Source organism: Archaeoglobus neptunius, from assembly GCF_016757965.1.
Taxonomy (GTDB): Archaea; Halobacteriota; Archaeoglobi; order Archaeoglobales; family Archaeoglobaceae; genus Archaeoglobus; species Archaeoglobus neptunius.
Map to the genome: position 1 here is coordinate 40,508 of NZ_JAEKIW010000001.1, position 12,390 is coordinate 52,897.

General features: G+C 45.0%; 11 protein-coding genes, 1 tRNA gene and 1 CRISPR repeat array (1 of these 13 running past the window's edge). Of the genes, 7 read left to right on the top strand and 5 right to left on the bottom strand.

All coding sequences use genetic code 11. From position 1 onward, the window contains the following. Positions 1 to 2,032: a CRISPR direct-repeat array (repeat unit 30 nt; unit sequence CTTTCAATCCCACCTTGGTCTGATTTCAAC) (it extends 1,016 nt beyond the left edge of the window). A 491-nt stretch (positions 2,033 to 2,523) separates the two neighbouring features. From JFQ59_RS00205 to ppsA, 3 genes are all read left to right on the top strand, one after another. Continuing rightward, positions 2,524 to 2,799, top strand: coding sequence for a hypothetical protein (locus JFQ59_RS00205; protein ID WP_202318378.1), 276 nt, complete (start codon positions 2,524 to 2,526; stop codon positions 2,797 to 2,799). A gap of 81 nt (positions 2,800 to 2,880) precedes the next feature. Beyond that, positions 2,881 to 2,955 (top strand) — tRNA-Glu (locus tag JFQ59_RS00210). Between the two features lie 126 nt (positions 2,956 to 3,081). Further along, complete coding sequence (gene ppsA / locus JFQ59_RS00215) at positions 3,082 to 5,334, top strand: pyruvate, water dikinase (RefSeq protein WP_202318379.1); 2,253 nt, start codon at positions 3,082 to 3,084, stop codon at positions 5,332 to 5,334. Here the strand turns inward: ppsA and JFQ59_RS00220 are convergent. The 3 genes from JFQ59_RS00220 to JFQ59_RS00230 are packed head-to-tail and all read right to left on the bottom strand — an operon-like array spanning position 5,331 to position 6,740. Next, entirely contained in the window at positions 5,331 to 5,732 is a 402-nt protein-coding gene (locus JFQ59_RS00220) for a hypothetical protein (RefSeq protein WP_202318380.1), read from the bottom strand. The genes ppsA and JFQ59_RS00220 overlap by 4 nt on opposite strands. Beyond that, entirely contained in the window at positions 5,729 to 6,196 is a 468-nt protein-coding gene (locus JFQ59_RS00225) for a PUA domain-containing protein (RefSeq protein ID WP_202318381.1), read from the bottom strand. The genes JFQ59_RS00220 and JFQ59_RS00225 overlap by 4 nt, the downstream gene beginning before the upstream one ends. Beyond that, complete coding sequence (locus JFQ59_RS00230; RefSeq protein WP_202318382.1) at positions 6,186 to 6,740, bottom strand: undecaprenyl diphosphate synthase family protein; 555 nt, start codon at positions 6,738 to 6,740, stop codon at positions 6,186 to 6,188. The genes JFQ59_RS00225 and JFQ59_RS00230 overlap by 11 nt, the downstream gene beginning before the upstream one ends. A gap of 41 nt (positions 6,741 to 6,781) precedes the next feature. Between JFQ59_RS00230 and JFQ59_RS00235 the strand changes: the two genes are divergently transcribed. Continuing rightward, positions 6,782 to 7,981, top strand: coding sequence for a TIGR00297 family protein (locus tag JFQ59_RS00235; protein ID WP_202318383.1), 1,200 nt, complete (start codon positions 6,782 to 6,784; stop codon positions 7,979 to 7,981). Here JFQ59_RS00235 and JFQ59_RS00240 read toward each other — a convergent pair. Both JFQ59_RS00240 and JFQ59_RS00245 read right to left on the bottom strand, forming a co-directional pair. Further along, entirely contained in the window at positions 7,962 to 9,746 is a 1,785-nt protein-coding gene (locus tag JFQ59_RS00240; protein WP_202318384.1) for a S16 family serine protease, read from the bottom strand. The genes JFQ59_RS00235 and JFQ59_RS00240 overlap by 20 nt on opposite strands. Before the next feature lie 23 nt (positions 9,747 to 9,769). After that, positions 9,770 to 10,579 carry a class I SAM-dependent methyltransferase gene (locus JFQ59_RS00245; protein WP_230972166.1) on the bottom strand — a complete coding sequence of 270 codons (810 nt, stop codon included), beginning with the start codon at positions 10,577 to 10,579 and terminating at the stop codon, positions 9,770 to 9,772. Positions 10,580 to 10,630: 51 nt separating this feature from the next. Between JFQ59_RS00245 and thiE the strand changes: the two genes are divergently transcribed. The 3 genes from thiE to twy1 are packed head-to-tail and all read left to right on the top strand — an operon-like array spanning position 10,631 to position 12,390. Then, positions 10,631 to 11,263, top strand: coding sequence for a thiamine phosphate synthase (gene thiE, locus JFQ59_RS00250; RefSeq protein WP_202318386.1), 633 nt, complete (start codon positions 10,631 to 10,633; stop codon positions 11,261 to 11,263). Positions 11,264 to 11,289: 26 nt separating this feature from the next. Continuing rightward, on the top strand, positions 11,290 to 11,472 hold the full coding sequence (locus tag JFQ59_RS00255; protein ID WP_202318387.1) for a hypothetical protein: 183 nt from the start codon (positions 11,290 to 11,292) through the stop codon (positions 11,470 to 11,472). A gap of 27 nt (positions 11,473 to 11,499) precedes the next feature. Then, entirely contained in the window at positions 11,500 to 12,390 is an 891-nt protein-coding gene (twy1, locus tag JFQ59_RS00260; protein ID WP_202318388.1) for a 4-demethylwyosine synthase TYW1, read from the top strand.

Here is a 12,390-nt window from a genome sequence, read left to right on the forward strand (position 1 = left end):
TCAGGGACTGCGTATCTTTCAATCCCACCTTGGTCTGATTTCAACATCATAAAATGCGTCCTGATAGTCGGAGAACGATATATCCTCCTTTCAATCCCACCTTGGTCTGATTTCAACCCCGATAACGTTCGTGACGTTGCTGTTGACGACAATACCTTTCAATCCCACCTTGGTCTGATTTCAACGGCTGATGCGTGATGGGCTGCTATGAATCGCAGTTGATCTTTCAATCCCACCTTGGTCTGATTTCAACAGAATGAACAGACATATGTTATATAAATGTTGGTTCACCTTTCAATCCCACCTTGGTCTGATTTCAACTTGTATTGACTTCGAACAGCATCGGGAGGGCCTTCTTTCAATCCCACCTTGGTCTGATTTCAACTGGGAGCTCGGACGAAGAAACTTTCGCTGATGGTCCTTTCAATCCCACCTTGGTCTGATTTCAACGAAAATGAAGAACAAAGAAGAGTCTCAGGTAAGAAAACTTTCAATCCCACCTTGGTCTGATTTCAACTTACCTCTATTGCTTCCCTCTTCAAAGCTCTGTATCTCCTTTCAATCCCACCTTGGTCTGATTTCAACACGAGCTTCGGCCTCGCAACGGGGAAGAGCTTTGCAAGGCTGCCAGCTTTCAATCCCACCTTGGTCTGATTTCAACGGAAAAGGCATTGTCGTTAAGAAAGTTCATGTGGAAGGTCCTAAGCAACTCTTTCAATCCCACCTTGGTCTGATTTCAACAGCCACTGATTGTATATGTCAAACTCCCTCAAAATCTTTCAATCCCACCTTGGTCTGATTTCAACAGATATATCAAAGAAGTCAATATGAGAATGCTAAGCTTTCAATCCCACCTTGGTCTGATTTCAACTCCAAATAGACTAGTATCTGTATCTCTCAATAAAAACTTTCAATCCCACCTTGGTCTGATTTCAACCGGTATTAACGTTAAATGTCAAAAATGCGGCTATACACTTTCAATCCCACCTTGGTCTGATTTCAACTCGTCAGTCATGCGGTCTCATGGTTCGCAAAAGAGTGGGCTTTCAATCCCACCTTGGTCTGATTTCAACAGGCGTTACCGCCTCTATCTACCATCTCTCCGGTCATTGCTTTCAATCCCACCTTGGTCTGATTTCAACAGTACCAGTAATCTATGTTGTAGTCCGTTGCATTCTTCCTTTCAATCCCACCTTGGTCTGATTTCAACGGTGGCTCCTCGCCGCAGCGCCTGTAGAGGCTATAATCCTTTCAATCCCACCTTGGTCTGATTTCAACAGATTAGTATAAGTTCTAATGATTTGTATGCTAAATGCTTTCAATCCCACCTTGGTCTGATTTCAACTTTCTTAGACTCTGCAGTGTATTCGCTGTATCTCGACAACTTTCAATCCCACCTTGGTCTGATTTCAACCCTGACGAGCTGGCCTATCATTGTGTTCACCATCTCCCTTTCAATCCCACCTTGGTCTGATTTCAACGTATATCAGAAAGATAACGGAACATTAAAGGTATCATTCTTTCAATCCCACCTTGGTCTGATTTCAACTATCCTATCAGCTCTTGCGGTGTTTAACATTGCAAATCCTTTCAATCCCACCTTGGTCTGATTTCAACACATGAGCTTCGTGATGTGGATTGCTGATGTTGTTAGGGGGCGTGCTTTCAATCCCACCTTGGTCTGATTTCAACAAAAGATTACGCAGCCTCGCAAAGTCATTTCTGAACTCTTCTTTCAATCCCACCTTGGTCTGATTTCAACCGTTTACATTTGTTGTTATTGTGGGAATCATATCCCTCCTTTCAATCCCACCTTGGTCTGATTTCAACATTCGTCGCAGAATAAATTTCATAATACAGATAAAACTTTCAATCCCACCTTGGTCTGATTTCAACCTGCTGCACTGCTTCGGCAGTTCTGGTGGAACGAGTTACTTTCAATCCCACCTTGGTCTGATTTCAACTAGCTCATCTTTATCTTTCCATCCTTTGTGAATGCCTTCTTTCAATCCCACCTTGGTCTGATTTCAACCTCTGGTAATATTTCTTTCATTTCTAATTTAAAGCTTTCTCAACCCTTCTTTAGTTTATATACTGTCGTAAATCCCCAGAGTTGCAGACCATTTATAAAGATATGCGACTTTTATTCTGGAGATTTATTTCAAATTGGACGAACCAGATCACATTTTAAGGAAATTAAAGGTGAATCGGCGTGATTATACCATTAAATAAAATTTTCGCCAGCAGGTTTTAAAAACGAAGGAAGTAAAAATTAAAAGTTTATGCTATTAAAAATTAAAAATAATTTGATTTACGACGGCCATACACTTAAGAAAATACTGAAATTTGACCATAGCAGCTCTTATTTTCGGATTAAAGATGATTTGGCAAGCGTGACTGACAGCTAACCCATAACATTTCATCCGGTATCTTCCGGCAACAACGGCAGTTGACGTTACTGAACATTGATAAATTTGAAGCCTTTCCAAATGTTTTTAAAGTAGTGGGGATACTTTCTCTCCGATGAGGTACAGAATCGTACGAATTGAACTCAGGGACGAGGATTCAGTTCTGCTTTATCTAAAAAAAGTCGATAGAAAGCCCGGTTTTGTGACACAGGCTGATATAAGCGATCCCGCAAAGATCATTGAGTTTGGTTTGCAGGTGGGAATGGATCTGGCAAAGAGATTTGAAGAGCTCATGCAGTTCGATGCGTTTATCACTGTTAGTTATGAATATTACAGCATGAACGAGCTGAGGGTCGGGGATATCGTTGAAGTTGAAGTAAGGCCATGTTGAAAGCATTTGTCTGGCGTTTTGGGACCCTATTTTTAACCCTGCGAAAGTAATATATACCCACTTCAGCGTAGTGATGGCTAGGCTCCGGTGGTGTAGCCCGGCCAATCATACGGGACTCTCGATCCCGTGACCCGGGTTCAAATCCCGGCCGGAGCATATTCCTTTTTCTGTGGGGGTGGGTGTAAGGAACGGGTTAAAGGTGTAATGAGGAGGATTAAATTTACCGCGTTAAATACCCTAAAAATTTTTAAGACTTTGGCCAACTCTGAACGAGGTGAGTGAATGCCGGTACTGTGGTTAGCGGATGTCGATAAAAATGATATTCCATTGGTGGGTGGAAAAGGCGCTAATCTGGGTGAACTGCTCAGGGCTGAAATTCCCGTTCCTGATGGCTTCGTTGTCGATGCAAGAACTTTTAGGGAGTTTATAGAGAAAACCGGGATTAGTGAGAAGATTTATTCGCTTCTTGAAAATCTCGACGTGGAAGACACTGAAAAGCTTGATGCCGTTTCAAAAGAGATAAGGGAGATAATAGAAAACGCAAAAATGCCTGAAGAAATAGAGAAAGAAATCAGAGAGGCATACAGGAAGCTGTGTGAGGAAGAAGGAGAAGAAGTTTATGTGGCAGTAAGAAGCTCGGCAACGGCAGAAGATCTGCCAGATGCAAGTTTTGCTGGTCAGCAGGATACATATCTGAATGTTGTTGGCGAGGATAACGTGGTGAAGAAGGTTAAGGAATGCTGGGGAAGTTTATTCACGCCACGAGCCATTTACTACAGAGTCCAGAAGGGTTTCAGACATGAGGATGTCAGCATCGCTGTTGTTGTGCAGAAAATGATCAACAGTGAGAAGAGCGGGGTGATGTTTACATCGCATCCTGTAACCGGAGAGAAACTGTGTATAATTGAGGCTGTTTTTGGTCTTGGAGAGGCCATTGTGAGTGGTCTCGTTACGCCGGACACCTACGTTTACGATAGAAGAAGCAGGAAGCTCGTTGAAGTGAAAATAGGAGAAAAAGAGTTCATGATAACAAAGCAGGATGGTAAGACCGTTAAGATAAAACTCGATCCTGAAAAGGCTAAAGAAAGAGTATTGAGTGATGATGAGATAGACCGGCTCATTGTACTTGGTGAGTTAATAGAGGATCACTATGGAAAACCTCAGGATGTCGAGTGGGCGATTGAGAAGGGCAAGATATACATCGTTCAGTCCAGACCTGTAACAACAATCAGAGACAGCGATGCAGAGATAGAAGAGGTGTCTGAGGAGGGTAAGATCCTGCTCAAAGGCCTTGGCGCATCTCCTGGAATCGCAACCGGGAAGGTCAAGGTAATCTTCAGTGAGGAGGAGATATCAAAGGTGGAGGATGGGGATATTCTTGTTACCACAATGACAACTCCCGATATGGTTCCTGCAATGCAAAGAGCAGCGGCCATTATCACCGATGAAGGAGGTATGACCTGTCACGCTGCGATAGTTTCCAGAGAGCTCGGAGTTCCGGCAATTGTGGGGACAAAGGAGGGTACGAAGATTTTGAAAGACGGAATGATAGTGACGGTTGATGGTGAGAAGGGCATTGTTTACGAGGGAAGGATAGAAAAGAAAGAGAAGCCAAAGCCGGCTGTTGCATCAGTGCCCGTAATAACAGCGACTGAAGTTAAGGTAAACATTTCAATTCCGGATGTGGCTGAAAGGGTTGCCAGAGAGACAAATGCTGATGGTGTCGGGCTCTTCAGAATAGAGCACATGATTCTCGGATTGGAGAAGCATCCGATGAAGTTCATCAGTGACGGGGAGATAGACAGATACGTCGATCTTCTTTACGAGGAGATGAAGAAGGTCGTTAAGGCCTTCTACCCCAAACCAGTATGGATAAGGACGATTGATGCTCCTACAGACGAGTTCAGATCCATGGAGGGTGGAGAGGATGAGCCAATAGAGTCAAACCCCATGCTGGGTTTCAGGGGGATAAGGCGAGATCTGGCAAATGATGAGCATTTCAGAGCGGAGATGAGGGCCATAAAGAAACTGATAGATGAAGGGTACACAAACGTCGGAATAATGCTTCCGCTCGTAACATCCCCATGGGAGGTCAGAAGGGCGAAGGAGATAGCGATAAGCGAAGGATTACCTCTTGATAAAATCGAGTTCGGGATAATGGTGGAAACCCCTGCAGCGGCTATGATAATTGAGGACCTCATTAAGGAGGGAATTGATTTTATCAGCCTCGGTACAAATGACCTTACACAGTACACCCTTGCAGTTGACAGGAACAACGAGAACGTCGCATACCTCTACGACGAAACACATCCGGCAGTAATGAAACTAATAGAGAGAACAATACGGATCTGCAAAGAAAATGGTGTGAAGACCTCAATCTGCGGTCAGGCAGGAAGCTATCCGCACGTTGTGGAGAAGCTTGTGAAGATAGGCATTGACAGTGTATCAGCCAATCCTGATGCCGTGCAGAAGATAAGAGAGGTCGTCGCAAGGATTGAAAAGAAGATAATCCTGGAAAAGCTGAGAAAGCTTTAACCGTAGGCAATAATCTTTCTAGCCTCCATTTTTCCAATTTTTGAGTTGCCCTCTATTAACAACCTGTTCCCGGCCACCACCTCTCCCACTTCACACCCCCTTGAAATTCTCACATCTGACTCTGCTACAATCCGATTGCCCCTGCAGCGAGAGAGCAGTACAACATCTTCAGCCCTGATTTCATTGAACTCCGAGTAGGCTCCAACAGTAACCTCCTCAGCCCGGATAACCCCACCAACAACACATCCCCTGCCAAGATTTACCTCTCTGGCCTCTATGCTTCCCAGAAAGCTGCAGTTTATCCCAGCAACAACCGTTCCCTCAAATCTTATATTTCTGGTTATTACACTCCCGGACTTAATGCTCAGAACCATGTTTTTCCTGTCAATCCTTATCATTTCTTCACACCCTGCCTAACCTTCACAGCCATTCCTCTCTCCATCTCAAGCATTTCAAATGCAGATAACACAGCTCTACCTGTTGCGAGAAGTTCGTCCTTTGTGTTAACGACTATGACTTCATCATTTGCCCTTATGTCCTCATCAACCTCCACAACATGCTTGGCAAACACGCTCTTCCCCTTTGCAATGAAATCCGAAACCTCATCCAGGACCACAACCCTCATTCGGGGATATGGGAGAGATCTGTGCAGCCTTCTTGCCCCCTCGATGCTGAGAGTGAACCATCCTGAATCCGCTTTCAGTGTGGCAATTCTCAGTCCGTTGTCTGTGATTTGCCTTACTCTTCCTGTGGTTGACAGGATAAACTTAACCGAATCCGGGAACAGGGCTTTTCCTGCCCCCTTTCCGAACTGATAGTCTGCGATCATCCTCACAGTCCTGAGGTTTACATCACCTTCCATATCGCCTCTCCCTCCTCTGGTACTCTCTCAAAATCCTCAAAAAGTCAATGTATCTGAGATTGTCCCAGTCGATGTCAGCAAAGTACAGCTCGCTGTATATCCCCTGCCATATCAAAAACTCGGGCACCTCGTTTCCAGCCTTTATTATTATGTCGGGCTGAGTTTTCACAGTGAGAAATTTCTCAAAAGTCCTCTCGTCTACATCTTCCGGGTTAAGTCTGTTTTCCGCAATCATCTGGGCCAATTTTCTTATAACCGTTAGAATTTCCTCATGTCCGGTATGGTTTATGATATTTATCACGGGCTCTCTACCACTCAGCTCCCTGACAATTCCGTTTCCGATAATTCTAACCCTGTAGCCCCGTAGAAGAGATTCCCTGACTTTATCGTATGAGCAGACTGTAACCTCGCTGATGCCGAATTTTCCACACCACTCAGCAAATTTCAAAAAACTCTCACCAAGCTGCTTGCATACTACGACCACGTGTCTAGGAACCTTTTTTATTTCCCTTTCCAGTATCTTTTCGTAAATTTTGGTCAGCATTCTACCAACATTTAAATGCAACCAATACTTAACTTTTCCCAATGCTCCCGGTAATAATCCTGTCAGCAATATCACTACTCGCCATAAAGCTTGATTCGAGACTGGTATTTGCCATTCTCGCAATAACGACTTTGATTTATGCTGACAGGAAGAATCTAAAACTGACTCTCAGAAATCCTGATAAGGAAGATTCATACTTCAACATGCTCCTTTTTTCAACTTTTTTGGCCCTGCTTTCCTGTTTTGCTCTGCCAAAAGATGTCGTGTTTGCCTCAATGTTTCTGCTCTTCGTACACGAGTTCAGAAAAAATTCCATTCTCAACATAGCCGCATACAGCTCGGCAGCAATTTTCTACTTTCTCGCTTTTGAATTGCTCACAGGGATTCAGTACAGTACAACTCATCTTTTTTTTGTCTGTCTGGCGGGAGGACTGTCAGCATCCCTTGTTGAAAGTGTCGAGACTGACACGGACAAGAGGCTGACCCTCCTCATCACGCTCTCGACAGTCTTTACAATTTTTAAAATCTACATACCCTCAGCATCAGTTACGGATTTGGGGATTGCATTTCTGGTTTCTTTTCTGATGAGCCTTCTCGCCCTTAAAGCTGGAGTGGCAGACGAGTCCGGGTTGATGAGTGCAACCCTGGTGGGGACAACTTTAATACTTTTCACAGACATCAGATTTTTTGCCGTTATCCTCCTGTTCTACGCCCTGGGCTCAGCGGTAACGAAATACAGATACGAAGTCAAGCAACGCAGGGGTATTGAGGAGCAGGCGGGAGGGGCAAGGGGTTATACAAATGTTTTTGGTAACAGCCTTGCAGGATTATTTTTTGCCATACAGTACAGCGTTACAGGAAATCCAGCCTTTGCCGCCGCATTTGTTGCTTCTGTTGGCGCAGCTCTTTCCGACACAATGGCCAGCGAGATTGGAAAGGCGGGAGAGAGAGCGTACCTCATAACTACTTTTGAGAAAGTTAAACCGGGTGTCAGCGGAGGGATATCACTCAACGGCGAGCTGGCCGGACTGGTAGGGGCGGTTGTAACCTCAGCCCTTGCAGTTTCACTCGGAATACTGGACATGTATTCCGCAGTTATTTCTGCCGTTGCAGCATTCACCGGAATGCACATTGACAGCATTCTCGGGGCAACTCTCGAAAAAAAGGGATATCTGACAAATTCAACCGTGAACTTTCTTGCGACGCTCTTTGCGGGTATTATCAGCCTTTTCTTTTTCTGACCGTCAGTGCCACAAATGCAATTGCAGCAATGGACAGTACACCCTCAAATCCGGGAGCCTCAATTATCTGTTCGATTCTGGATTTCTTTTCGGGGGTGTAGTAGTTGTACGGGTTAAATTCAGCATGCTGAAGTTCCCTCTCGCTTCCTGCATTTGCCATGTTTGTCAGAAGCTTTGCCAGCCTTTCCGAGAGTTTAAAGTACATCAGTTTTGCGTACTTGTTATCCAGACTCTCTGCATACTCATAATAGGCAGCGGGAAGAACGGGGAAAAGTACCTGTTCAGCCTCGTAAATTGCCGTGTTTGCGGCCTCCTTAGCGCCCTGCACTTTGTCGTCTATCGAACCGTAGTTGACCTCAATTGCGAGACTTGAATCGGTAATTGAATTGATTGCCATCACAGCCGCACCGGCATAAAATCCTTCAGAAAGCATCCTTTTGGCAGTTTCAAGAGATTCGTAGCCGTCATTGAGCAGATCTTCATTACCATGTAACGATGAGGCGTAAATCATTATCGAACTCGCCTGGGTGATGTAAAATTCAGCTCTTTTTTTGAGTGCTTCGTTTGATATCTCGTAGTCGTTTTTGAGATATGGCAAAATGGACAGCCAGACTTTTGCGCTTTCAACCCTTTCCTTTGCGTATGCGAGATAATGCAGCGCTTCATCATCTGAGCTGGCTGTCTTGGACTTTTCAAGCAGGTTTTCAGCCTCAGCGACCCTTTCCTGTGCAGCCGCTATTACCTGAAGAGAGTTCACCCCTATTTTCTCCGATCCGAGGTAACTTTTCAGAGACTGTATTTCTCTCTTTATGCTATCAGCTTCGTTGTCATACTGCTGTGCGGTAACAATATTTTTCTTGTAAATCTCATATCTCAATAGTATTTTTGCCTGAAAATACGTGCTTGTCGCAGCATAGTATTTACCCTCTCTGTAATATTCCTCAGCTTTTTTGATTAACTTGTCTGCCTCCTCGCTGCTAACCTGTTTTCTCAGAGGCTCGATTGAGCTTTTCATTTCCTCTGCCAGCATTTTTAGGATGTCCGAATACTCGCCAGGGCTGAATTTTCCCTTTGGCTTTTTTATTTCATAACCTGTAAAAAACTTCAGCGCATCGTTCAGAGTGTTTACCTCGTAAACTTTCACACCGAGAGTTTTTCCATACTCCACCAGGTCTATTTTCTTGTACTCTGTGGTTACCACATTGATTATTCCGACTCGCCTGACCTTCTGCTCCTCAACGTACGTGATCCTCTGTCCATGAGGTATAAGAAATATCTTCCCCCCGTTGGCGGCTGCTGCTTCCAGCTTGTATTTCAAACCACCTACCGGGCCTATAAAGCCGTCGGGATATATCATCCCGGTCATGAAGACATCGTTTCTAATCTGCAGTCCTTTGAGTGCAGCGACGGTGGCAACTGTCATCACCCCTCCTGCTGATGGGCCACCCACAATCGGCGCTTCTGCCTCAATTATGTAGAAGAAATCGTATTTCGTAAAGTCCAGACCAAGCAGGTCGCAGGCAGTCAAGGCAGCAAGTTGAGCACTACCCTGCATGTCTATTTCAGTGTACGGTGTTGTTGAGACGAATACCTTGCCATCTCCTGGTGTTACAATAACACTGATGTTTATGACCACACCCACCGGGTTTTCTCCACTTGTAACTGCAACTGCCTTAATATCGGCCCTTTTTGCGTTTTCGAACTGACCGTGGACAGGGTATGCCAGCAAAACAAACAGCGTTAAAAGGATGATGACTTTTTTCATGAACTGGCTAGGGACGAAGGGAATTAAAACTTTACTTCAACGTCCGCCACGTATCTGTTTACATAAGGTGCAAAGTTTCCACACTTCTTTATTTTTATTACATCTACATTGATGCCGTGTTCCCTGAATTTCCTGGCAACAATTTCAGAAAGCCTGTTTTCGATATTTTCGCTTTCGAAAGTGTAGTAGTGGATGATGCTGCCATCCGTCACCTTTCCCTTAAGCAGATGGATGAAATTTTCTGCCGAATATGGGGCGGGCATAACCACCCTGTCAAATTTTCCTGGAAGACCCGGAACAACATCCTCCACATCCCCTTCAATAACACTGACAACCTCCTCGACCTTGTTCAGCCTGATATTTTTGCGGAAGTAATCGACCGCTGCGGGGTTCAATTCTATTCCAATAACTTCCTTCGGTCTTGCAAGCTTTGCAATAACAATCGGGTAGGGCCCAACCCCTGCAAACATCACAAGAACCCTCTCTCCTTTCCTCACCTGCCTGGCAATCCTTTCTCTCTCCCCCGAAAGTTTAACCGAGTAATAGGCCTTTGTCGGGTCAACTGCAAATCGGCATCCGTGCTCTTTCACAATTGTTTCGGTCTCTCCACCATATACTGGCTCGTATTTGGCCACCCTGTATACGCCATCAACCTCTCCCACCTTCCTCAGAATTGTTTTGACGTGCTTGTGTCTCGCCAAAATGGCAGCCACGATCTCCTTCCTGCGATGCAGTATCTCATCAGGGATGTCGATGATCACGACATCACCGATTATCTCGAAACTTCTTCTTACCATCCTGATTTCCTCGTCGCTCAACTTTCCTTTGAGCAAATCCTTAATGGACACATAGCTTATTTAACCCTTCATGCTAAAATTGTTGCGATGATTGAAAAAATGCGCGTGTACTTCATAACCGACTCAAGGTTCGGTAAACATGAAGAACTTGCCATAAAAGCACTGGAGGGCGGTGTCAGAACAGTACAGCTAAGAGAGAAAAAGAGGTCTGCGAGAGAGATTTACGAAACTGCTAAAAGGATGAGGGCGATAACCCATGATTACGATGCATTGCTGATAATTAACGACAGGGTCGACATAGCTCTGGCAGTAAATGCGGATGGAGTCCACATTGGGCAGGAAGACCTGCCGCCAGAGTCAGTCAGGGACGTTTTTGATGGCATTATAGGAGTTTCAGCCCATACAGTTGAGGAGGCCTTAAGGGCAGAGATGTGCGCAGACTACCTCGGCGTCGGCCCCGTTTTCATGACAAGAACCAAAAGGGATGCAAGAGAGCCTATTGGAATTGAAGGTCTTAAAAGAATCGTGGACGCCACGAAGGTTCCTGTAATCGCTGTAGGGGGGATTGATGAGAGCAATGCAGTCGAGGTTCTCAGAACCGGTGTGGCAGGGATTGCTGTTGTATCGGCAATAGCCGGTGGAAAGGATGTGGAGGGGGCAGCGAGGACACTAGTTAATGTTTCAGCTAATTATGACTATGAGGTGGTTAGAAAAAATTAAATATTGATAAATCTCAGGAATTTCCAATGATTGGGATCTTGATACCGCTGATTCTGCCGATCCTCCTTCTGGAAGCTGTTTCTTTCATACCCGTATTTCTGTTTGCGCCACTCTACCTTGCTGGCAGCGTTCTATCTCAGAATATCGGAGAGGCAAGCGTGGGTCTTATCGGAGCCGTTTCGCTTTACTATTACTTCATGCGTGGATGATTTTAAATAACCGGGAACAAACTTTCTATGATGAACGATAAACTGCTCAGCGAACTCAAAGGTTATCAGATAGTTGGCAGGCATTCAGCCGTGAAAACCTGCCTGTGGCTCAAAAAATCTCTCAAAGATGAGGGTGTGTGCTACAAGCAGAAGTTTTACGGCATACACAGCCATCGCTGTCTTCAGATGACCCCTTCATTGATGTGCAACCAGTCGTGTGTTTACTGCTGGAGACCTCTCGAACTGCTGAAGGGTTTCAGGGGTTGGGACGATCCTGGATTTATAGTGAGGGAAAGTATAAAAGCCCAGCATCGTCTACTGAGCGGCTTTCACGGCACGCCGGGTGTAAACAGAAAAAAACTGGATGAGGCATACAATCCCAATCAGGTTGCCATAAGCCTCATAGGGGAGCCCACCCTTTATCCGTATCTTCCCGAGATGATTGAGGAGTATAAAAGGAATGGTTTTACGACATTTCTTGTCACAAACGGAACAATGCCGGAAATGTTAGAGAAGGTCAATCCAACTCAGCTATACGTAAGCCTGACAGCATTTGACGAGGAAAGTCATTTGACCCTCAACAGACCGCCAAAAAGCAACTGGACCAGAATTCTGGAGAGTCTTGATGTAATGAGAGAAAAGGAGTGCAGGACTGTTATAAGGCTGACACTCATAAAGGGCATGAACATGGGTGAAAATGCTATAGAGAACTATGCAAGGCTTATCGAGAGAGCAGAACCGGATTACGTGGAGGCAAAAGCCTACATGTTCTTGGGCTATTCCAGATTGAGGCTGAAATATGAGAACATGCCTGAGTTTACCGATATCATTGAATTTTCCAGAAAACTGTCGGAAGTGAGCGGATACGAAATTGTGAAGGAGTCCGAGCCGAGCAGGGTTGTGCTTTTAGAGGGGTAG

Excerpts from the sequence above, each read along its gene's own strand:
- twy1 (WP_202318388.1), top strand. The coding sequence starts at position 11,500 with ATGATGAACGATAAACTGCTCAGCGAACTCAAAGGTTATCAGATAGTT.
- JFQ59_RS00205 (WP_202318378.1), top strand. The coding sequence starts at position 2,524 with ATGAGGTACAGAATCGTACGAATTGAACTCAGGGACGAGGATTCAGTT.
- JFQ59_RS00255 (WP_202318387.1), top strand. The coding sequence starts at position 11,290 with ATGATTGGGATCTTGATACCGCTGATTCTGCCGATCCTCCTTCTGGAA.
- JFQ59_RS00240 (WP_202318384.1), bottom strand. The coding sequence starts at position 9,746 with ATGAAAAAAGTCATCATCCTTTTAACGCTGTTTGTTTTGCTGGCATAC.
- JFQ59_RS00230 (WP_202318382.1), bottom strand. The coding sequence starts at position 6,740 with ATGCTGACCAAAATTTACGAAAAGATACTGGAAAGGGAAATAAAAAAG.
- JFQ59_RS00220 (WP_202318380.1), bottom strand. The coding sequence starts at position 5,732 with ATGATAAGGATTGACAGGAAAAACATGGTTCTGAGCATTAAGTCCGGG.
- JFQ59_RS00225 (WP_202318381.1), bottom strand. The coding sequence starts at position 6,196 with ATGGAAGGTGATGTAAACCTCAGGACTGTGAGGATGATCGCAGACTAT.
- thiE (WP_202318386.1), top strand. The coding sequence starts at position 10,631 with ATGATTGAAAAAATGCGCGTGTACTTCATAACCGACTCAAGGTTCGGT.
- JFQ59_RS00235 (WP_202318383.1), top strand. The coding sequence starts at position 6,782 with ATGCTCCCGGTAATAATCCTGTCAGCAATATCACTACTCGCCATAAAG.
- ppsA (WP_202318379.1), top strand. The coding sequence starts at position 3,082 with ATGCCGGTACTGTGGTTAGCGGATGTCGATAAAAATGATATTCCATTG.